The organism is Bradyrhizobium sp. CCGB12 (assembly GCF_024199845.1).
GTDB lineage: Bacteria > Pseudomonadota > Alphaproteobacteria > Rhizobiales > Xanthobacteraceae > Bradyrhizobium.
Genome location: NZ_JANADO010000001.1, coordinates 1315386 through 1334444, shown reverse-complemented (window position 1 = coordinate 1334444; position 19059 = coordinate 1315386). Strand labels below are relative to the sequence as shown.

Below are 19059 nucleotides of genomic sequence, written 5' to 3'. Positions count from 1 at the left end.
AGCTTTAGCGGGCACAGAGGCCCATCGATCCCTGACGCGCGGGCAGGCTCTGCCCTGCCCCGTCAATGGACTGCGGATGGCCCAGTTTCCAAAGAAAATCACCGACGATCCCTATGCGGCAGCGGTCCTGATTCGCCGCCTGGTCATGGAACAGGGGGTCATTTACTGGCGGCGCTACCTCGTCGCCTTTGCGCTGATGGCGCTTGCCGCCGGATCGACCGCGGGCGCGACCTATGTGCTCGGCCAGGTCATCAACCAGGCCTATGTCGACAAGAACATCCCGGGCATCGCGATGTTCTCGGGCATCACGGTGATCCTCTTGTTCATCAAGGGCGTGGCGACCTACGGCCACATGGTCATCCTGACCAAGATCTCCAACGCCATCCTCGCCACCAACCAGCGCCAGCTGTTCGCCAAGCTGATGAGCGAGAGCGTCGGCTTCTTCTCCGAGCGGCACTCGTCTGAATTCTTGGCGCGGCTGACCGCCGGCGCCAAATCCATCACCGACGTCCTCAACATGCTGGTCAACGCTATCGGGCGCGACCTCTTGATGCTGCTCGCCATGATCGGCGTGATGGTATGGCAGGACCCGCTGATGTCGTTCATCGGCCTCGTCGCGGTGCCGCCGGCGATGCTGGTGCTGCGCAGGCTGGTCAAGCGTATCAAGGGCCTCGCCTACAACCAGTTCACCGGCACCGCCGACATCCTGGAGACGATGCAGGAATCGCTGCAGGGCATCCGCACCGTCAAGGCGTTCACGCTCGAAGACACCATGCAGAGCCGCATCGACGAGAACATCGCGATCGTCGAGCGCAATGCCAACAAGATGGCCCGCGTCGCCAACCGCTCCAACCCGCTGATGGAGATGCTCGGCGGTTTCGCGGTCGCCGGCTGCCTGATGTACGGCGGCTATGCCGTGGTTGCGCTCAACGCCACGCCGGGCGCGTTCTTCTCGTTCATGACCGCGTTCCTGATGGCGACCGAGCCGGCGAAGCGGCTGGCGCGGCTCAACATCGACCTCAACAGCCAGCTCGTCGGCGCGCGCATGCTGCTCGAAATCATCGACAGCCCGGCCAGCGAGCATTCCGACGACGACAAGCCGGCGCTGAAACTCACCGATGCGCGGATCGAGCTGCGCGACGTCAGCTTCTCCTATCGCGCCGGCGAGACCGTGCTCAACCGCATGAGCTTCGTGGCCGAACCCGGCAAGGTCACCGCGCTGGTCGGCCCGTCGGGCGGCGGCAAGTCGACGGTGCTGGCGCTGCTCTTGCGCTTCTACGAGGTGACACAAGGCGACATCGTGATCGACGGCCAGTCGATCGCCGCGGTCTCGCGCAAATCGCTGCGGGCGCAGACCGCCTATGTCGGCCAGGACGTCTATCTGTTCCGCGACACCATCCGCAACAACATCGCCTTCGGCCGGCCGGGCGCGAGCGAGGACAAGATCATCGAGGCGGCGAAGGCGGCCTGCGCGCATGATTTCATCATGGGCTTTCCGCTCGGCTATGACACGCCGGTCGGCGAGCACGGCACGCAGCTCTCGGGCGGCCAGCGCCAGCGCATCGCGGTGGCGCGCGCGCTGATCAAGAACGCGCCGATCATTCTTCTGGACGAAGCCACCGCCGCGCTCGATTCCGAGTCCGAGCGGCAGGTGCAGGAGGCGATCGAGCATCTCTGCCAGAACCGCACCACCATCGTGATCGCGCATCGCCTGCACACCATCATGCACGCCGACGCAATCCTGGTGGTCGAGGGCGGCGAGATCGTCGAGCAGGGCCGGCATGACGAGCTGCTCCGCCGCGGCGGCCGCTACGCCTCGTTCTTCCGCCTGCAGCATCACCATTCCGGCGCTCTGGCGCCGATCAGCGCAACCGCATAGAGTTCGTTCCACCTCAAGAGCAGCGAGACCACTTCATGAACGCCGCCTCCTACGTCATCCCGCTTCCGACCCAGGCTTCGCTTCCCGTCGTCGGGGAAAGCGGCCGTTATCCGGTGCGCCGCATCTGGTGCGTCGGCCGCAATTATCTCGAGCACATCCGCGAGATGGGCAATGACGAGCGCGCCCCGCCGTTCTTCTTCGCCAAGCACGCCGACATGCTGGTGCCCGACGGCGCCACCATCCCCTATCCGCCGCTGACCAAGGATCTGCATCACGAGGTCGAGCTGATCGTCGCGATGAAGAGCGGCGGCCTCAACATTCCCGCCGACAAGGCGCTCGACCACGTCTATGGCTACGCCGTCGGCATCGACCTCACCCGCCGCGACCTCCAGATCGCCTCGCGCAAGAAGGAGCGGCCGTGGGAGATCGGCAAGTCGTTCGACGGCTCGGCGCCCGCTTCCGCTATACAGCCGGCCTCGAAGATCGGCCATCCCTCCAAGGGCAAGATCTGGCTCACGGTCAACGGTAAGGAAGCCCAGACCGGCGACCTAGAGCAGATGATCTGGAACGTGCCGGAGACGATCTGGCAGCTTTCGCAGCAGGTGAAGCTCGCCGCCGGCGACATTATCATGACGGGCACGCCGGCCGGCGTGTCGCAGCTCCAGCCCGGCGACAAGCTCGAATGCGGCGTCGACGGCGTCGGCACGCTGAAGGTGAGCATCGGCCAGCCGGAGTAAGCTGCGCAGCGACTGGAAATCGAAAGGCCCTGGACAAGTCCGGGGCCTTTTGCATTTTCGAACATGACAAGCCAGACGGCTTCGATCTACCAGGCCTTCACCGGCCGATTGGCATGGCTCGCCTGCGGCACACCGCGATTGAGCGACATGTGGGAATGCACGCACAGCCAGCCATCGCCATTTTTTGAAAACACCATCGTCGCCCGGCCGGGGCGCGGAAACGCGCTGCCATCCGGGTGATAGCCCGTGCTCGTCCACGGTGCGATCACCGTCGCCATCGTGCCGTCAGGAGATGCCAGGATCGAGGTCTGCTCAAGCACGAAACGGAAGTCGGCCGTCTTCGGCCAGACATTGTCCCATTGCGTCGAGACCCATTGATCGAGCCCGGGGATGACATCGTTATGGGTGCCGAAGGCCAGCACGTCGGGATGAAAGAGCGGCCGCGCCGAGGCGTAGTCGACCTCGCGGACATAGCCCGCGAAGGTTTCCAGCCACTGGCGGAAAAACTGCACGATCTCGCTGTTCGCAAGTGGCAACGGGGTCATTGCCTGCTCCATGTTTGGCCGCTAAATCCCAGCCATCTTGTTGCCATGGACCGAAGAGTACAGCAAGATTTGCAGGTTCGGACCGAAGGGTCCCGCCATCAGAAAACGACAGGATGTCTCGGATGTCGAACACGATCACGGAGCTCGAAGGGCTGCTGATGCAGCGCTCGTTGACCGACCCGCAGCTTGTGGCCGCAGCGGAGAAGGCTTCGGACTTCCGCATCCTGCCCGACGCGACCGTGATCAAGATCGGCGGGCAGAGCATGATCGATCGCGGCCGCGCCGCGGTCTATCCTGTCGTCGAGGAGATCGTCGCCGCGCGCAAGGCGCACAAGCTGCTGATCGGCACCGGCGCCGGCACCCGCGCGCGGCATCTGTATTCGATCGCCGCGGGCCTTCGCCTGCCGGCCGGCGTATTGTCGCAGCTCGGCGCTTCCGTTGCGGACCAGAACGCGGCGATGCTCGGCCAGCTGCTCGCCAAGCACGGCATCTCCGCCGTCTCCAGCGCCGGGCTCTCGTCGGTACCGCTGTTCCTCGCCGAGGTGAATGCGGTGATCTTCAGCGGCATGCCACCCTATAGTCTGTGGATGCGGCCCGCGGCCGAGGGCGTGATCCCGCCCTACCGCACCGATGCCGGATGCTTCCTCGTCGCCGAACAGTTCGGCTGCAAGGCGATGATCTATGTGAAGGACGAGAACGGTCTCTACACGGCGAACCCGAAGACGTCGAAGAACGCGACCTTCATCCCGAAGATCTCCGTGGCGGAGATGAAGGCCAAGGGCTTGCAGGACTCCATCCTGGAATTCCCGGTGCTCGATCTGCTGAACGCCTCCCGCCACGTCCGCGAGGTGCAGATCATCAATGGCCTCGTCCCCGGCAACCTCACCCGCGCACTCGCGGGCGAGCATGTCGGCACCATCATCACCGCGAGCTGAAGGGGCGCACCGTCATGGCTGACACCAACCAGATCAAGCACGTCGCCTCGCCGCTCGCGCGCCAGACCTTGCTCGACAGCGACCTCACCCGCCCCGTTGCCGGCAACCGCCCGATCAAGCTGCTGCCCTGGCTGCAGGTGATCAAGATCGGCGGCCGCATCATGGACCGCGGTCACGAGGCGATCATCCCACTCGTCGACGAGTTGCGGTCCCTCCTGCCGGAGCATCGCCTGCTCATCCTGACCGGCGCCGGCATCCGCGCCCGCCACCTCTACAGCGTCGGTCTCGACCTCGGCCTTCCCGTTGGGTCACTCGCGCCGCTCGCGGCCAGCGAGGCCGGCCAGAACGGCCACATCCTTGCAAGCCTGCTCGCGCCCGAGGGCGTCTCCTACATCGAGCATCCGACCATCGCGAGCCAGCTCGCGATTCATCTCAGCGCGGCCCGCGCGGTCGTCGGCAGTGCCTTCCCGCCCTACCACCATCATGAATTCCCGACCTCGCGCATCCCGCTGCATCGGGCCGACACCGGCGCCTTCCTGCTCGCCGACGCGCTCGGCGCCACCGGCCTCACGATCGTGGAGGATGTCGACGGCGTCTACACCACTGACCCGAATGGCGCCGATGGCAAGAAGGCCGAGCTGCTGAAGGAAACCAGCTTCACCGAGCTTGCAAAGCTCAAGGGCACGCTGCCGTTCGATCCCGCGCTGCTGGAGGTGATGGCGAACGCACGGCACATCGCGCGCGTGCAGGTCGTCAACGGCCTCGTTCCAGGCCGGATCAGCGCGGCGCTGCGCGGCCAGCATGTGGGGTCGATCATCAACACCGGCGTCGAGCCGGCGTAAGATCACAACCAATTCTGCAGAAACAAAACCCCGGATCATGCTCCGGGGTTTTTCGTAGGGCGGATTAGCGGAAGCGTAATCTGCCAACGCATCGCACCAAAACGAGAAGCGTCAATTGTTGATGCGCCGAATGGTGGATTACGCTTCGCTAATCCACCCTACGCTCTTGCGATCACCGCAGCGCCGACATCACGATAAGTCCGAGGATCAGCGCGGTCAGCGAGTATTTCAGCATGTAGTAGACGTTGCGATTCCACTCCTTGACCTTGCGGCTGGCGAGATGGATCTCGTAGAGCTTGCCGAAGACCTTGTTGAGCATGCCGACACTCTCGCCGTCGACGTTCTGGGTCGCCGACGCCTTGACGATGTGGTGGCTGATCCAGCGGTTGATCGCGGTCATGAAGCCGAACTTCATCGGTCGCTCGACGTCGCAGAACAAGATGATGCGGTTGACGTCGGTCGCATTCTCCGCGCTGTGGATGAAGGTCTCGTCGAACATGAAGGCTTCGCCGTCGCGCCATACACATTCGACGCCGTCGACGAGGATGCGGCACTTGTTCGAGTTCGGCGTGACCAGGCCGAGGTGATAGCGCAGCGAGCCCGCGAAGGGATCGCGGTGCGCCCCTAGCTTGCCGCCCGGCGGCAGCATCGCGAACATCGCGCCGTGCACGCTCGGAATCGAGTTGAGCAGCTCCACCGTCTTCGGGCACAGCGTGCGCGCCGAGGGCAGAAAGTCATCGTACCATTTCAGGTAAAAGCGCTTCCAGCCGCTCTTGAAGAACGAGTAGAAGCCCCAGTCGTTGTTCTTCGCGGCCGCGCGAATGAAGCCTTCGTCGAACAGGCGCACCGCCTCGTCGCGGATCGTTTCCCAGTTCTCGCCGAGCGGCTTGAGCTCGGGAAACTGCTCGACCGAGATCACCGGCTTGTTGGGCACGGCCGAGCCGGCATACATCAGCACATTGTAGGGCGCGAGATAGGTCGAGTGATCGCCGAGTTGGCGCGCGAAGCGCAGCCGCTGCTTGCCGCGGAAGTGAACGTAAATTGTCGAGGCCGCCAGCACATACAAAATGACAAGTTGCGGCGCAAAAAGCTGTTTCAGCATTTCCCCGGTTCCCAAGTGACCCAGCCGGGGACGTCATCTACTCCCGGCCGGCCCGTGCGGCAAGATATTCACCGGTGGGTTGCAATCACGCTGGGGAGAGCGTCTCGGACAGAACGGGCCGAAGCCGTCCGAATCAACCCCGTGACAACGCCTGCAGGCCCTTGAAGGTCAGGCGCTTGGGGTCGGTGACGCCGGCGAGATAGAGACGGCGGATGAAGGCGATGACAGCGTCGCGGTCGCAATCAGTCAGCGCGACGACGGCGTCGACCGCAATCTTCTGGGCTTCCATTGGGCTTCCCTCGGCCTTGCGAGCAACCCCGGCCGAGACAGGCTAGGACTCATCCGTAAATCCGACGTTAACCGTTCGGGCGGCATGGCCTATCAGCGCGCACCGATGCGCTTCTTCAGCAGCGCAAATTGCTTCTTCAGTCGCGGGACGGCGAAGTCGGTGAAAGCACGCACCTTCGGCGCCGACAGCCGGCCCTGCGGGCAGATCAAATGCGCGGGCATCTCTGGATCCTCGTCGCCGGACAGCACGATCTCGAGTTCGCCGCGCGCGACCTGTTCGGCGACCTGATACGAATACATCCGCACAACGCCGCGCCCGGCGACCGCAGACGCCACCGCCGCAGACGTGCTGTTGACGACGAGCCGCGGCGTGAGTTGCACCGTGCGCGGCACCGATGAGCCCGCCTGCGGCGCAAACGTCCAGGAATTGGGCAGATGCGCCATCACAACCGTCTGATGCTTTGCGAGATCGCCGGGCTCCTGGATGCGCGGGTGCTGCTTCAGATAGCGCGGGGCCGCGACCACCACGCGGCGCACCTCCCCCACCCGCAGGGCCATCATCGCCGAATCCGCGAGAGGGCCGATGCGAAGCGCGATATCGAATCCCTCCTCGACCAAATTGACTGCACGGTCGAACAGCAGGAGCTTCGCCGACACCGTCGGATAGACATCCAGGAAAGCATCGAGGATCGGACGCAGGACGATCTCTCCCGAGACCACGGGCGCCGTAATCGTCAGCAGGCCGCGCGGTGCTGCGCGCGGTCCGGCTGCGATAACGTCGGCCTCCTCGAGTTCCATGAGCACGCGTCGGCAGATCGCTGCATAGCGCTCGCCCTCCTCGCTCAGCTTGATCGAGCGCGTCGTCCGGTGCAGCAGCTCGGCGCCGACGCGCTGTTCGAGGAAAGCGATGGCGCGGCTCACGGCCGCCGGCGAGCGGCCGAGCTTGCGTCCAGCGGCGGCCAAGCTGCCCTCGTCCACCGCAAGGACGAACACCTTCATCGCATCCAGACGATCCATGCGCTTTCCGCCGCCCCCTGAGATTCTGCCTGCAGGCTAGGCGTTCACCGCTGCCGCGACAACCGGCGTCGGATGCCGGCCCGGCATTCGTTCGCGCCGCGAAAGAGTGTCTGCCGGACAGCGTGTATTCGCGACCGGGGCACCCCGGCGTATCTCACCGGGCAAGCCAGCCGCTACTGGCGCAGGTTTTCAAAGCCAACAAATAGCAGGAGCCCATCATGGGTATCGAGCAGAAGGTTGCCATCATCACCGGTGCTTCGCAGGGCATCGGCGCGGCCCTGGTCCAGGGTTTTCGCGACCGCAATTATCGTGTCGTCGCCATGGCGCGCTCCATCAAGCCATCGAACGACGACGACGTCCTCTCCGTTGCCGGCGACATCACGGACTGGACCACGGCCGAGCGCGTGGTCTCGCAGGCCATTGCCCGGTTCGGGCGCATCGACACGCTGGTCAACAATGCCGGCATCTTCGTTGCCAAGCCGTTCACCCAGTACACGGCCGAGGACTACGCGGCGGTGATGGGCATCAACGTCGCGGGCTTCTTCCGCATCACCCAACTTGCTCTCGCCGAGATGGAGAAGCAGGGCTCGGGGCACGTCGTCCAGATCACCACCAGCCTGGTCGATCAGGCCAATTCGAACGTGCCCTCGGTGCTGGCCTCGCTGAGCAAAGGTGGACTCAACGCCGCCACCAAGTCGCTCGCGATCGAATACGCCGCACGCGGCATCCGCGTGAACGCGGTGTCGCCCGGCGTGGTCAAGACGCCGATGCATCCGGTCGAGACGCATGCCCAGCTGAGCACTTTGAATGCGATGGGCCAGATGGGTGAGATGACCGACATCGTCGACGCCGTGCTCTATCTCGAGCGTGCCTCCTTCGTCACCGGCGAGATCCTGCATGTCGATGGCGGTCAGAGCGCTGGCCATTGAGCGTATCCGCGCGCATCGCGCGCAGGAGAATGACATGACGAACGCAGATACAAAGCGGCAAGTCCGGCCCCGGTCGCATGAGCGACCGGGTTCGACATCCCAACGAACCTGGCGCTATGCGGTGGCGGGCTTGTCCGCCTCACTGGTTGGACTCGGCCTCGCCCGCTTTTCCTATACGCCGCTGATCCCGGCCCTGATTGCGGCAAAGTGGTTCAGCGCGTCCGACGTCGTCTATCTCGGTGCGGCGAACCTTGCCGGCTATCTCGCCGGGGCGCTCGCGGCACGAGCCTTGGCCACCCGGATCGGCGCGGTCCGCGCGCTGCGGGCGATGATGCTGCTCGCCACCGTATCCTTCTTCGCGAGCTCAGCCCCGGTGTCGTTCACCTGGTTCTTTGTGTGGCGGTTTCTCTCAGGCTTCACCGGCGGCATCATCATGGTGCTCGCGGCATCCGTCATTTTGCCGCATATCTCGGCCGCGAGGCGCGGCATCGTCGGCGGCGTGATCTTTGCGGGCGTTGGCCTCGGCGTCGCCGCTTCTGGCACGCTCTTGCCGCTGCTCCTGCAACAAGGCTTGCAGCAGAGCTGGTACGGGCTCGGCGTGCTCTCCGCCGTGCTGACGCTCGCGAGCTGGTGGAACTGGCCTCTCGAAGTCAAGGCCGATGCTGTCCCTTCGCATCAGGCGACGCCTCATCACGCCTCGCCCGCCGCCCGCGCGTTGCTGATCCAATATGGCCTCAACGCGGTGGCGCTGGTCCCGCACATGGTCTTCATCGTCGACTTCGTAGCGCGTGGCCTAGGCCAGGGCATTGCCGCGGGATCGCGCTACTGGGTGCTCTACGGTCTCGGCGCGATCGTCGGCCCGCTAATCACCGGCCATCTCGGCGACAGGTCAGGCTTCGGTCCGGCGCTCCGCGCGGCCTTCCTGATCGAGGCAGCTGCCGTGCTGCTTCCGACCGTCAGCACCGCGCCTCTATCGCTGATCGTGTCGAGTGTCGTGGTCGGCGGCTTCACGCCGGGGATCGTGCCGCTGGTGCTCGGACGCATCCATGAGCTCGTCCCGCACTCCACCGAGCAGCAGCGCGCGACATGGAGCCACGCCACGACAAGCTTTGCGCTGTTCCAGGCGGCCGCAGCCTACGGCTTCTCCTGGATCTACGCGCAGACCGGCGGCGACTATCTCGTTCTGTTCGGTCTGGGCGGATGCGCCGCGGTGCTCGCGCTCGCGATCGACCTTGGCCTCGCGCTTACCACGCGCAAGGCATAACCACAGCAGGCGGCGGCGCGATCAGGAATATTGCATCACGCCGTCGTCGATCTTGCCGAAGCGCAAGGAGACGATGTCGAGCGCATAGTTCTGGTAGAGCCGCCACGGCTGCTTCGAGCCCTGCTTCGGCATCTTGGCAATCGAGCGCTGCACATAGCCCGAGGTGAAATCGAGCGAGGGCTGCGCGGTGATCTCGGGGTCGTCGTTGTGCGGCATGCACTGGCGGAAATTGTGCCGGTCCATGTAGTTGATGAGCCGGCAGACATATTCGCAGGTGAGATCGCATTTCAGCGTCCAGGACGCATTGGTGTAACCGAACGCGGAGGCCATGTTCGGCACGTCCGCATACATCATGCCCTTGTAGGTCAGCGTCTTGGCGAAATCGACGGCGCGGCCGTCGACGCTGACCTCGAGGCCGCCGACGACCTGCAGCACCAGCCCCGTCGCGGTCACGATGATGTCGGCGGCAAGCTCGCTGCCGTCCTTCAGACGAATACCGTCGCGCGTAAACGTATCGATCTCGTTGGTGGTGACGGCGGCGCGCTGCTCGCGGATCGCCTTGAAGAGATCACCATCGGGCACGAGGCAAAGCCGCTGGTCCCAGGGATTGTAGCGTGGCGTGAAATGGGTGGCGACGTCGTAGTCCGGCCCGAGCGCCATCCGCACGCCACCGAGGATCAGGTTTTTTACCTTGTCCGGCCGGCGCCGGCTGAGCTGGAAGAAGAACATCCCCCACATCACGTTGCGCCAGCGGATGACATGATAGGCAAGCCGCGTCGGCAGATTGCGGCGCAGTTTGTTGGCGACGGGATCCTGCGCAGGGCGCGACACCACATAGGTCGGCGAGCGCTGCAGCATGGTGACCTTTGCCGCCGTCTTGGCCAGCTCCGGCACCAGCGTCACCGCGGTCGCGCCCGAGCCGATCACGACGACGCGTTTTCCCTCATAGTCGATGTCCTCGGTCCATTTCTGCGGATGCACGATGCGGCCGGCGAAATCCGAGGTGCCCTTGAACGCCGGCGTGTAGCCGGCCTCGTATTTGTAATAGCCCGAGCACATGAACAGGAAATTGCAGGTGAAGCGCACGAGTTCGGTCGCGCCCTCGCCTGTCATGCGCTCGGCCTCGACGGTCCAGCGCGCGTCCGGCGTCGACCAGGACGCGCGCTTGACGCGGTGGCGGAAGCGGATGTGCTTCTCGATGCCGTTCTCGGCCGCTGTCTCGCGCACATAGTTCAGGATCTGCGGCCCGTCGGCGATTGCCTTCGGATCGGTCCACGGCTTGAACGAATAGCCGAGCGTGAACATGTCGCTGTCGGAACGGATGCCGGGATAGCGAAACAGATCCCAGGTGCCGCCGATGCAGTCGCGCCCCTCCAGGATGACGTAACTCTTGGTCGGGCACTTCGTCTGCAAATGATAGCCCGCGCCGATGCCGGAAAGGCCGGCACCGACGATGAGGACGTCGAAATGTTCTTTGGCTTCAGCCATGGCGCTTCTCCCCGGCACAGGATGGGCGACGCGGGGCTGAATTGCAACCGTCAGGCGGTGGCAGCGTTGTAGACAATAGCGGTGTCGAAATACTCGTAGAATTCGATCGCCTTGCCGTCCTTGAAGCGCCAGAAATCGACCTTCGGGGTCTCAGCGACCTTCCCGGTCTTTTTGTTGGTCCAGGCACATGAGCCGCGCGCGAAAACTGCGTCACCCTGCGCGACGTATTCATTCATGGTGTAGTGCCGCATGCTCCAGTCAGCCAGCAGTCCGTCGAAATAGCCGCGCAGCTTGGCGCGGTCGTCATAACAATTGGCAAAGGGCAGCGCGGGAGCCCCCTGCGAAAGCGATTCGAATTTGATCTGCGGGCCGATGACGCTGTCGAACCAATAATCGACGCTGCCGCCCTTGCTGTCATTCCACCGCCGATAGGCTTCCTTGAGCAACTGAACGTTGGCTTCGCTGGACATCGCATTCCCTCCATATGCATTTGACAATGAACGTGGGAAACGCGGCCACCCGCTTCAGAAGTGGCGGGCTTGTTCTGGCTCTACCTCCGAGCGTAGCACAACGGGTCTACACAAAAAAAGCCCCGGATCGCTCCGGGGCTTTTGTTTCGTGCCGATAAACGCGCCGATCAGTAGCGATAGTGATCGCTCTTGTACGGACCTTCCTGCTTGACGCCGATGTAGTCGGCCTGATCCTTGCGCAGCTCGGTGAGCTTGACGCCGATCTTGGCGAGGTGCAGGCGGGCGACCTTCTCGTCGAGGGACTTGGGCAGCACGTAGACTTCCTTCTTGTACTTGCCGTCCTTGTTGTTGGCGAACAGCTCGATCTGCGCCAGCGTCTGGTTGGTGAAGGAGGCCGACATCACGAAGGACGGATGGCCCATCGCGTTGCCGAGGTTCACGAGGCGGCCTTCCGACAGCATGATGATGCGGTGCTTGTCGGGGAACTCGATCTCGTCGACCTGCGGCTTGATGTTGGTCCACTTCAGATTGCGCAGAGACGCGATCTGGATCTCGTTGTCGAAGTGACCGATGTTGCAGACGATGGCGCGATCCTTCATCGCGCGCATGTGCTCGATGGTGATGATGTCCTTGTTGCCGGTCGCGGTGACGAAGATGTCGGCGCGGGGCGCGGCGTCTTCCATGGTCACGACCTCGTAGCCTTCCATCGCGGCCTGCAGCGCGCAGATCGGATCGACTTCGGACACCATGACGCGGCAGCCGGCCTGGCGCAGCGAAGCGGCCGAGCCCTTGCCGACGTCGCCGAAGCCCGCGACCATCGCGACCTTGCCCGACAGCATGACGTCAGTGCCGCGGCGGATGCCGTCGACCAGCGATTCACGGCAGCCATAGAGGTTGTCAAACTTCGACTTGGTGACGCTGTCGTTGACGTTGATCGCCGGCCACAGCAGCGTGCCGGCCTTCTGCATGTCATAGAGACGATGCACGCCCGTGGTGGTCTCTTCGGAGACGCCCTTGATGCTCTTGGCGATCTCGGCGAAGTAGCCCTTCGGCTTTTCCTTGAGCTGCTTCTTCAAAAGCGCGAAGAAGATTTCCTCTTCCTCGGAGCCGGGCTTGTCGAGGAAGGCGGTGTCGCCTTTCTCGGCCCGCAGACCGAGATGGACGTACATGGTGGCGTCGCCGCCGTCATCGAGGATCATGTTCGGGTGACCGCCACCGTGCCAGTCGAACAGTTTTGCGGTGTAGTCCCAGTACTCGGTCAAGCTCTCGCCCTTGACGGCGAACACCGGAATGCCGGCGGCGGCGATCGCCGCGGCGGCGTGGTCCTGCGTCGAATAGATGTTGCAGGAGACCCAGCGAATGTCGGCGCCGAGCGCGGCCAGCGTCTCGATCAGCACGCCGGTCTGGATCGTCATGTGCAGCGAGCCGGCGATACGCGCGCCCTTCAGCGGCTGCTTCGGGCCGTATTCTTCGCGGGTGGCCATCAGGCCGGGCATCTCGGTCTCGGCGAGCGAGAGCTCCTTGCGGCCGAAATCGGCGAGCGAAATGTCCTTGACGATGTAATCGGTGAAGCCGGGCTTCGCGTTCATGGCGAGTGTCCTGTTGTTGAACTCGTCATTCCGGGGCGCCTCGAAGAGCCGAACCCGGAATCTCGATGTGACGGATGAGGATCCCGGGCTCGCTCGCGTAAGCGCCCCGGGATGACGCGTAGATTAGAGCGCGCGCTTGAGCGGCTCGACGAGATCGGTCTTCTCCCAGGAGAAGCCGCCCTCATTGTCGGGCGTGCGGCCGAAATGGCCGTAAGCCGAGGTGCGCGCGTAGATCGGGCGGTTGAGGTCGAGATGGGTGCGGATGCCACGGGGCGTGAGATCCATCGCCTTGGCGGCGGCCTTCTCGAGCTGGTCCTCCGACACTTTACCGGTGCCGTGGGTGTCGATGTAGATCGACAGCGGACGCGCCACGCCGATGGCGTAGGCGAGCTGCAGCGTGCAGCGGTCGGCAAGACCGGCGGCGACGATATTCTTGGCGACGTAGCGCGCGGCGTAGGCCGCGGAGCGGTCGACCTTGGTCGGATCCTTGCCGGAGAACGCGCCGCCGCCATGCGGGGCCGCTCCGCCATAGGTGTCGACGATGATCTTGCGGCCAGTCAGGCCGGAGTCACCGTCGGGACCGCCGATGTAGAACTTGCCAGTCGGGTTGATGTGCCAGATCGTCTTTGGCGTGATCCAGTCCTTCGGCAGCGCCTCGCGCACATAGGGCTCGACGATGTCGCGGATCTGCTTCGACGAGATGTCCTCGACCAGATGCTGGTGCGAGACCACGATCTCGCGCACGCCGACCGGCTTGCCGTTCTCGTACTGCACGGTCACCTGGCTCTTGGAGTCCGGGCCCAGCACTTTCTCGCGGCCGGAGTGGCGCGCTTCGGAGATGAGGCGCAGGATCTTGTGGGCGTAGAAGATCGGCGCCGGCATCAAATCGGGCGTCTCGTTGGTGGCGTAGCCGAACATGATGCCCTGGTCGCCCGCGCCTTCTTCCTTGACCTCGCCGGGCTGAAGCGCATCGACGCCCTGGGCGATGTCGGCCGACTGCGGATGCAGCAGGATCTCGATGTCGCAGGTCTTCCAGTGGAAACCGTCCTGCTCGTAGCCGATGTCCTTGATCGCGCCGCGGACCACGCTCTCGATCTGCTCGTTGGTCACCGACTTCGGACCGCGGGTCTCGCCGGCGATCACCACCTTGTTGGTGGTCGCGAGCGTCTCGCAGGCGGCGCGGATCTGCCAGGGATCGATGCCGGCCTTCGGCCCTTCACGATAGAACAGGTCGACGATCTCATCGGAGATCCGGTCACAGACCTTGTCCGGATGGCCCTCGGACACGGACTCGCTGGTGAAGAGATAGGACGCGCGCATCAGTAACCCCTTGTTCCGCCGCTAGTGGGCGGGCGTTTGCGATGTTTACCTTTGATGATGTCAATCACGCCGACGCGAGATGACGTAGGATTCGTCGAGAAACCAGAGCCCATTGTACTTTCGCAGCACGTCCCTGGCGGCATCCAGAGTGCGGCCGTTTTGAGTCATTTCCGTCAACCGGTCGTCCTCAATCTGAGCGACATACACCGCCGCATTCCACGCTGCAAAGGCCGTCGAGGTTCCGATGGTGCCGGTGACCTCGTTGGGCAGCGCTTCCATATCATACCTGAAGATCGAACGGTTATCTGCGTAGGCATTAAAATTTAAGTCGCGGCCCACCGATCCAAGTTCATACTTAACTGCGCGCAATAGCTCATGACGGCTCACTGAGAAAGGATTTTCTCCGGGCCAGATCGCCTGGATCATTTCCATGCCCGGATCCTGGCCGTGGGAGTGGATTCCGATCAGCCTGCCGCCAGGTCGAAGCGCCCGGGCCAGGGGTGCGATGATCCGCTTGGCCCGGAAATTGACCGAAGACAGGGCCCGGTAGGGCTGGGACGCGATGACGAGGTCGAAATTGGCCTCGGTCTGGCCCGGCCGCGGAATGGTCGAATCCAGCAGGAACCTGTGGTCCTCGCGATAGAGCACGAGCACGACGGGCCGCTCGTAGAGCGGCATGGCCGTGCGTGGGCTGATCGCAGCGCGCCAGTTCTGCTCCAGAAACGGCCTCAGCTCCGCGATCTGCTGCTCGAACTCGCCCGATGACGCGCCGCGCAGCGGCACCTCGTGCCAGACGGTGGCCGCCGCCGCAGCAGGCGATGCCGGCGTGAGCCAGGGCGCCTCCGCGTAAAACATGTTGGTGAAGACGAACACCGACGCCGGATGCTCGAAAATGCGGTCCGGCACCTTCTCGAGCGTCAGGCGCAGGTCCTCGAGACTGAGCTCCTTGCCCGCGACATAGAACGGCATGTGTGGATAACGCTGGTGCGTTGCGCGCAGTACCCGCGCCAGCACCGTGCCGTCGCCGACGCCCGCGTCGAAGAGGCGCAGTGCCGGCGGGCGCGGATGGATGGAGGCAAGCTCCAGCGCAACCCGATCCGCGATCACCCGCTTTTCGCTGCAGGTGTGGACGAACAGCAGGTATTTCTGGCGGTTCTCGAAGAACCGGAAATTGCCGCGCGGGTCGCGCTTTTCCGGCGGCACCTGAAGCCCCCGTGGCGGCGGCACGCCGCCGGCCATCGATGCGGCCATGTAGGCCTGGATCCGCTCCAGCGTGTCGATTGTGATGCGCTTTCCCTCGCGCAGGCGATGCACCAGCTTCCCATCGTTCACCGCACGCCGGCCGAAGGTCGATTCCGCCATGTCCGCCTTGCGGCAGAACTCCGTGATCTGGCTCAGGATTTCGTCGTTTTTCATAAGTGGGAAGCAGTGGGCAAAGGCGTTGGGTCCCGCGTCGTAGCAAATTCTGCCCACTCAGGGAATAGCGGATTCAGCGCCGCATACGCCCGGCGGGGGCCGTGAACCCCTCCGCCCCGCCGGACAACAAACAAGCGCTCCTCTACTCACGAGACCAACGCCATGCGCCGCCTACTCGTCGCGCTCTGCCTGCTCACCGTCGCGCCGTGGCCCGCACCCGCCTTCGCGCAGGCGCGCAATCAACTCGGCCCGCTCTGCACCACCGCGACCACGCCCGCAGACCAGATGGTCGACGCCTGCAGCAAGATCATCGCGCTGAAGGTGTTTAGGGGCGAGCAGCTCGCAACGGTCTACTTCTGGCGTGCGGTCGGGTGGAACAAGAAGGGCGACTACGCCAAGGTCATCACTGATGCCACGGAAGCGATCCGGCTCCAGCCGAGCCAGGCGGTCTTCAATCTCAGGGGATCGGCCTATTACGACAAGGGCGACTACGACATCGCGATCGCGGACTTCGACGACGCACTGAAGCTCGGCCCGCCCAGCGCCATCATTTTCCACAATCGCGGCAATGCCTGGCGCGGCAAGCGCGACTATGCCAAGGCCATTGCCGACTACGACATCTCGATCAAGGCCGATCCGAAATCGGCATTCTCGTTCCAGAATCGCGGCATCTCGAAGGAGGCGCTTGGCGATCTCGACGGCGCGCTCGCCGACATCAATCAGGCAATCCGGCTCGATCCGACGCTGCCGCAGCCGCTGATCAACCGCACCGCGATCTGGCGCGCCAAGGGCGAGCTCGATCGCGCCATCGCCGACGGCAGCGACGCGATCCGGCTCGCCAAGGACAAGCCGCCGGTCAACATCATGACGCCGCCCAACAGCGTGCTGATCTCCGGCTACATCCATCGCGCGCTCGCCTATGAGGCGAAGGGCGAGTATGCGCATGCAAGGGAGGACTACAGGGCGACGCTGGCGATCGTGGCTTCCGATGCCGGCAGCAAGGCCAACCAGGCCACCGCGAAGGTGCGGCTGTCGCTGCTGACGGATGCGAGCGCGCCGATCCCGCGCGATCCGCCGTCACCGACGGCGCAGCCGGCAACCGCCTCCACTACGCAGCAGGCGGGCCCGGCGACGACGCCCTCGCCCGCACCGGTCGCCCTGGGCAGACGCATGGCCCTGGTGATCGGCAATGGCGCGTATGCGCATGTCAAGGCGCTGCCCAATCCCCCCAACGATGCGCGCGCCGTGGCCAAGAGCCTGCGCGACATCGGCTTCACGGTGTCGGAGGGCATCGACCTCGACCGCGCCACGATGCAGAAGGTGACGCGTGCCTTCCTGCGTGAGGCAGCGCGAGCGCAGGTCGCGGTCGTCTACTACGCAGGCCACGGCATCCAGGTCGAGGGCCGCAACTATCTCATCCCCGTCGACGTCGAGCTCAAGCCGGGTGCGAACATGACGGAGGCGATGATCGATACAGACACGATCATGGCCGGCCTCGACGACCAGGTCCGCACCAACATCCTGATCTTCGACGCCTGCCGCAACAATCCGATGGCGCAGCAGGTGGCCGCCGCCGGCACCAACCGCGCCATCGAAGGCGTTTCCGGACTTGCTGCACCGACGAGCTTAGGTGCTGGCGCGACGTTGGGGGCCGGCACGCTGATCGCCTTTGCCACCGCCCCGGGCCAGGTCGCGCTCGACGGCGAAGGCGCGAACTCGCCGTTCTCCGCCGCGCTCTCGCGTCACATCGGCACACCGGGCCTGGAAGTGCAGCAGATGCTGACCCGGGTGCGGGCCGAGGTGGTCTCGACCACGAAGAACAAGCAGGTGCCGTGGTCGAATTCGTCGTTGTTGGGTGAGGTTTATCTGGCGGAGAAGTGAGGGCGACCCGCTGTGAAGCGAGCACGGTGCCATAAACTCAAACATCGTCCCGGCGAAGGCCGGGACCCATAACCACGAATCGCTGTTTGGCGAAAACTCGTGGTTACCAGCACGCCCTCCGACTTCTCCCTGGGGGTATGGGTCCCGGCCTTCGCCGGGACGACACCGAGAGAGTGGCGAGGCCGTTCAGCCTCAGTCGCAAATTAAGGATCGGGGGCTTACTGGCCCCACACTTCCTTTGCGATCTCGACCGCGAGGCCGAGCTTGGCCCACTGCTCCTCCTCGGAGAGGATGTTGCCTTCCTCGGTCGAGGCAAAACCGCATTGCGGCGACAGCGCAAGCTGCTCCAGCGGAGCAAACTTGGCGGCCTCTTCCAGCCGGCGCTTGATGTCGTCCTTGTTCTCGAGCTCGCCGAACTTCGAGGTGATGACGCCGACCACGACGACCTTGTTGCCCTTGGGCAGGAAGCGCAGCGGCTCGAAGCCACCGGCGCGGTCGCTGTCGTATTCGAGGAAATAGCCGTCGTAATTGGTGCCGGCGAGCATGGTCTCGGCCACCGGCTCGTAGCCGCCCGAGGAAATCCAGGTGGAGCGGAAATTGCCGCGGCAGACATGCGTCGTCACCACCATGTCGGCGGGCTTCTCGGCCAGCGCGTAGTTGATGATGCGCGCATAGATCTGCTGAAGGCCGTCGGGACTGTCGCCGCGCTCGCGCGCCTTCTGCAATTCGTCCTGCGAGCAGAGATAGGCCCACACGGTGTCGTCGAACTGGAGATAGCGGCAGCCGGCGTCGTAGAACGCCTTCACCGCCTTGCGATAGGTCTTGCCGAGATCCTCGTAGAAGGCGTCGAGATCGGGATAGACGTCCTTGGAGATCGACTTGCGGCCGCCGCGGAAGTGCAGCACTGCGGGCGACGGGATCGTCATCTTGGCGGTGACGTGGGCCTGGTCGGCGGACTTCTTCAGGAAGCGGAAGTGGTCCAGCATCGGATGGTCGTCGGGGAAGTCGAGCTTGTCGATCACGCGGACCGCGTCGTGACGGGTCTGCACGCCCGTGAACTGGATGCCGGTGTCGGGGTGGAACAGCTCGCAGCCGGTGAGCTTGGCCAGGAAGTCGAAATGCCACCAGGAGCGGCGGAATTCGCCGTCGGTTGCGAGCTTCAAGCCAATCGAGGCCTGCTTGTGCACGACCTTCTCGATCTCCATGTCCTCGATCTTGCGCAGATCGTCGGCCGAGATCTCGCCCTTCTCGAGACGGCTGCGGGCCTCCTTGATCTTGGCGGGACGCAGGAGGCTGCCGACCTCGTCGGCGCGGAAGGGGGCTTTGGTTCGCTGCATTCTTCTAACTCCCGGGATTT

General features: G+C 64.2%; 17 protein-coding genes. 7 read left to right on the top strand and 10 right to left on the bottom strand.

The window, feature by feature from the left end:
• Positions 1-76: 76 nt before the first annotated feature.
• Together NLM27_RS06210 and NLM27_RS06205 are read left to right on the top strand one after the other, a co-directional pair.
• Complete coding sequence (locus NLM27_RS06210; protein WP_254142513.1) at positions 77-1879, top strand: ABC transporter ATP-binding protein; 1803 nt, start codon at positions 77-79, stop codon at positions 1877-1879.
• 35 nt (positions 1880-1914) lie between these two features.
• Positions 1915-2616 (top strand): fumarylacetoacetate hydrolase family protein, encoded by a 702-nt coding sequence (locus tag NLM27_RS06205; RefSeq protein WP_254142512.1) that lies wholly within the window; start codon positions 1915-1917, stop codon positions 2614-2616.
• A gap of 86 nt (positions 2617-2702) precedes the next feature.
• Here NLM27_RS06205 and NLM27_RS06200 read toward each other — a convergent pair whose 3' ends face one another.
• Entirely contained in the window at positions 2703-3161 is a 459-nt protein-coding gene (locus tag NLM27_RS06200; protein ID WP_254142511.1) for a nuclear transport factor 2 family protein, read from the bottom strand.
• Positions 3162-3283: 122 nt separating this feature from the next.
• Here NLM27_RS06200 and NLM27_RS06195 point away from each other — a divergent pair, with 122 nt between their 5' ends.
• Positions 3284-4096 (top strand): uridine kinase, encoded by an 813-nt coding sequence (locus NLM27_RS06195; RefSeq protein ID WP_254142510.1) that lies wholly within the window; start codon positions 3284-3286, stop codon positions 4094-4096.
• A gap of 14 nt (positions 4097-4110) precedes the next feature.
• On the top strand, positions 4111-4938 hold the full coding sequence (locus NLM27_RS06190; protein WP_254142509.1) for a molybdenum storage protein subunit alpha: 828 nt from the start codon (positions 4111-4113) through the stop codon (positions 4936-4938).
• 172 nt (positions 4939-5110) lie between these two features.
• On the opposite strand, the gene NLM27_RS06185 is transcribed toward NLM27_RS06190, so the two are convergent.
• The 3 genes from NLM27_RS06185 to NLM27_RS06175 all read right to left on the bottom strand — a co-directional run bounded on the left by NLM27_RS06185 (position 5111) and on the right by NLM27_RS06175 (position 7345).
• Positions 5111-6040, bottom strand: a complete 930-nt coding sequence (locus tag NLM27_RS06185; protein WP_254142508.1) for an aspartyl/asparaginyl beta-hydroxylase domain-containing protein — start codon at positions 6038-6040, stop codon at positions 5111-5113.
• A gap of 133 nt (positions 6041-6173) precedes the next feature.
• Positions 6174-6329, bottom strand: a complete 156-nt coding sequence (locus NLM27_RS06180; protein WP_254142507.1) for a hypothetical protein — start codon at positions 6327-6329, stop codon at positions 6174-6176.
• Positions 6330-6421: 92 nt separating this feature from the next.
• A complete protein-coding gene (locus tag NLM27_RS06175) occupies positions 6422-7345 on the bottom strand; it encodes a LysR family transcriptional regulator (RefSeq protein ID WP_254142506.1) in 924 nt (307 codons plus the stop codon).
• 218 nt (positions 7346-7563) lie between these two features.
• On the opposite strand from NLM27_RS06175, the gene NLM27_RS06170 reads away from it, so the two are divergent.
• A complete protein-coding gene (locus NLM27_RS06170; protein ID WP_254142505.1) occupies positions 7564-8274 on the top strand; it encodes an SDR family NAD(P)-dependent oxidoreductase in 711 nt (236 codons plus the stop codon).
• Between the two features lie 34 nt (positions 8275-8308).
• Positions 8309-9538 carry a YbfB/YjiJ family MFS transporter gene (locus NLM27_RS06165; RefSeq protein WP_254142504.1) on the top strand — a complete coding sequence of 410 codons (1230 nt, stop codon included), beginning with the start codon at positions 8309-8311 and terminating at the stop codon, positions 9536-9538.
• Positions 9539-9559: 21 nt separating this feature from the next.
• Here the strand turns inward: NLM27_RS06165 and NLM27_RS06160 are convergent, their stop codons facing one another.
• The 5 genes from NLM27_RS06160 to NLM27_RS06140 all read right to left on the bottom strand — a co-directional run bounded on the left by NLM27_RS06160 (position 9560) and on the right by NLM27_RS06140 (position 15821).
• Positions 9560-11026: an NAD(P)/FAD-dependent oxidoreductase gene (locus NLM27_RS06160; protein WP_254142503.1), complete on the bottom strand. Its 1467-nt coding sequence runs from the start codon at positions 11024-11026 to the stop codon at positions 9560-9562.
• A gap of 50 nt (positions 11027-11076) precedes the next feature.
• A complete protein-coding gene (locus NLM27_RS06155; RefSeq protein ID WP_254142502.1) occupies positions 11077-11496 on the bottom strand; it encodes a nuclear transport factor 2 family protein in 420 nt (139 codons plus the stop codon).
• 167 nt (positions 11497-11663) lie between these two features.
• Positions 11664-13085: an adenosylhomocysteinase gene (gene ahcY, locus NLM27_RS06150; protein WP_254142501.1), complete on the bottom strand. Its 1422-nt coding sequence runs from the start codon at positions 13083-13085 to the stop codon at positions 11664-11666.
• Positions 13086-13208: 123 nt separating this feature from the next.
• Positions 13209-14405, bottom strand: a complete 1197-nt coding sequence (gene metK, locus NLM27_RS06145) for a methionine adenosyltransferase (protein WP_254142500.1) — start codon at positions 14403-14405, stop codon at positions 13209-13211.
• A 60-nt stretch (positions 14406-14465) separates the two neighbouring features.
• A complete protein-coding gene (locus NLM27_RS06140) occupies positions 14466-15821 on the bottom strand; it encodes a hypothetical protein (RefSeq protein WP_254142499.1) in 1356 nt (451 codons plus the stop codon).
• 162 nt (positions 15822-15983) lie between these two features.
• On the opposite strand from NLM27_RS06140, the gene NLM27_RS06135 reads away from it, so the two are divergent.
• Positions 15984-17702: a caspase family protein gene (locus NLM27_RS06135; protein WP_254142498.1), complete on the top strand. Its 1719-nt coding sequence runs from the start codon at positions 15984-15986 to the stop codon at positions 17700-17702.
• A gap of 218 nt (positions 17703-17920) precedes the next feature.
• Here NLM27_RS06135 and NLM27_RS06130 read toward each other — a convergent pair whose 3' ends face one another.
• On the bottom strand, positions 17921-19039 hold the full coding sequence (locus NLM27_RS06130) for a cobalamin-independent methionine synthase II family protein (RefSeq protein ID WP_254142497.1): 1119 nt from the start codon (positions 19037-19039) through the stop codon (positions 17921-17923).
• Between the last annotated feature and the right edge of the window lie 20 nt (positions 19040-19059).

What these genes read in the sequence shown, in the direction of transcription:
- NLM27_RS06210 (WP_254142513.1), top strand. Translation starts at nt 77, where the DNA reads ATGGCCCAGTTTCCAAAGAAAATCACCGACGATCCCTATGCGGCAGCG.
- NLM27_RS06205 (WP_254142512.1), top strand. Translation starts at nt 1,915, where the DNA reads ATGAACGCCGCCTCCTACGTCATCCCGCTTCCGACCCAGGCTTCGCTT.
- NLM27_RS06200 (WP_254142511.1), bottom strand. Translation starts at nt 3,161, where the DNA reads ATGACCCCGTTGCCACTTGCGAACAGCGAGATCGTGCAGTTTTTCCGC.
- NLM27_RS06195 (WP_254142510.1), top strand. Translation starts at nt 3,284, where the DNA reads ATGTCGAACACGATCACGGAGCTCGAAGGGCTGCTGATGCAGCGCTCG.
- NLM27_RS06190 (WP_254142509.1), top strand. Translation starts at nt 4,111, where the DNA reads ATGGCTGACACCAACCAGATCAAGCACGTCGCCTCGCCGCTCGCGCGC.
- NLM27_RS06185 (WP_254142508.1), bottom strand. Translation starts at nt 6,040, where the DNA reads ATGCTGAAACAGCTTTTTGCGCCGCAACTTGTCATTTTGTATGTGCTG.
- NLM27_RS06180 (WP_254142507.1), bottom strand. Translation starts at nt 6,329, where the DNA reads ATGGAAGCCCAGAAGATTGCGGTCGACGCCGTCGTCGCGCTGACTGAT.
- NLM27_RS06175 (WP_254142506.1), bottom strand. Translation starts at nt 7,345, where the DNA reads ATGGATCGTCTGGATGCGATGAAGGTGTTCGTCCTTGCGGTGGACGAG.
- NLM27_RS06170 (WP_254142505.1), top strand. Translation starts at nt 7,564, where the DNA reads ATGGGTATCGAGCAGAAGGTTGCCATCATCACCGGTGCTTCGCAGGGC.
- NLM27_RS06165 (WP_254142504.1), top strand. Translation starts at nt 8,309, where the DNA reads ATGACGAACGCAGATACAAAGCGGCAAGTCCGGCCCCGGTCGCATGAG.
- NLM27_RS06160 (WP_254142503.1), bottom strand. Translation starts at nt 11,026, where the DNA reads ATGGCTGAAGCCAAAGAACATTTCGACGTCCTCATCGTCGGTGCCGGC.
- NLM27_RS06155 (WP_254142502.1), bottom strand. Translation starts at nt 11,496, where the DNA reads ATGTCCAGCGAAGCCAACGTTCAGTTGCTCAAGGAAGCCTATCGGCGG.
- ahcY (WP_254142501.1), bottom strand. Translation starts at nt 13,085, where the DNA reads ATGAACGCGAAGCCCGGCTTCACCGATTACATCGTCAAGGACATTTCG.
- metK (WP_254142500.1), bottom strand. Translation starts at nt 14,405, where the DNA reads ATGCGCGCGTCCTATCTCTTCACCAGCGAGTCCGTGTCCGAGGGCCAT.
- NLM27_RS06140 (WP_254142499.1), bottom strand. Translation starts at nt 15,821, where the DNA reads ATGAAAAACGACGAAATCCTGAGCCAGATCACGGAGTTCTGCCGCAAG.
- NLM27_RS06135 (WP_254142498.1), top strand. Translation starts at nt 15,984, where the DNA reads ATGCGCCGCCTACTCGTCGCGCTCTGCCTGCTCACCGTCGCGCCGTGG.
- NLM27_RS06130 (WP_254142497.1), bottom strand. Translation starts at nt 19,039, where the DNA reads ATGCAGCGAACCAAAGCCCCCTTCCGCGCCGACGAGGTCGGCAGCCTC.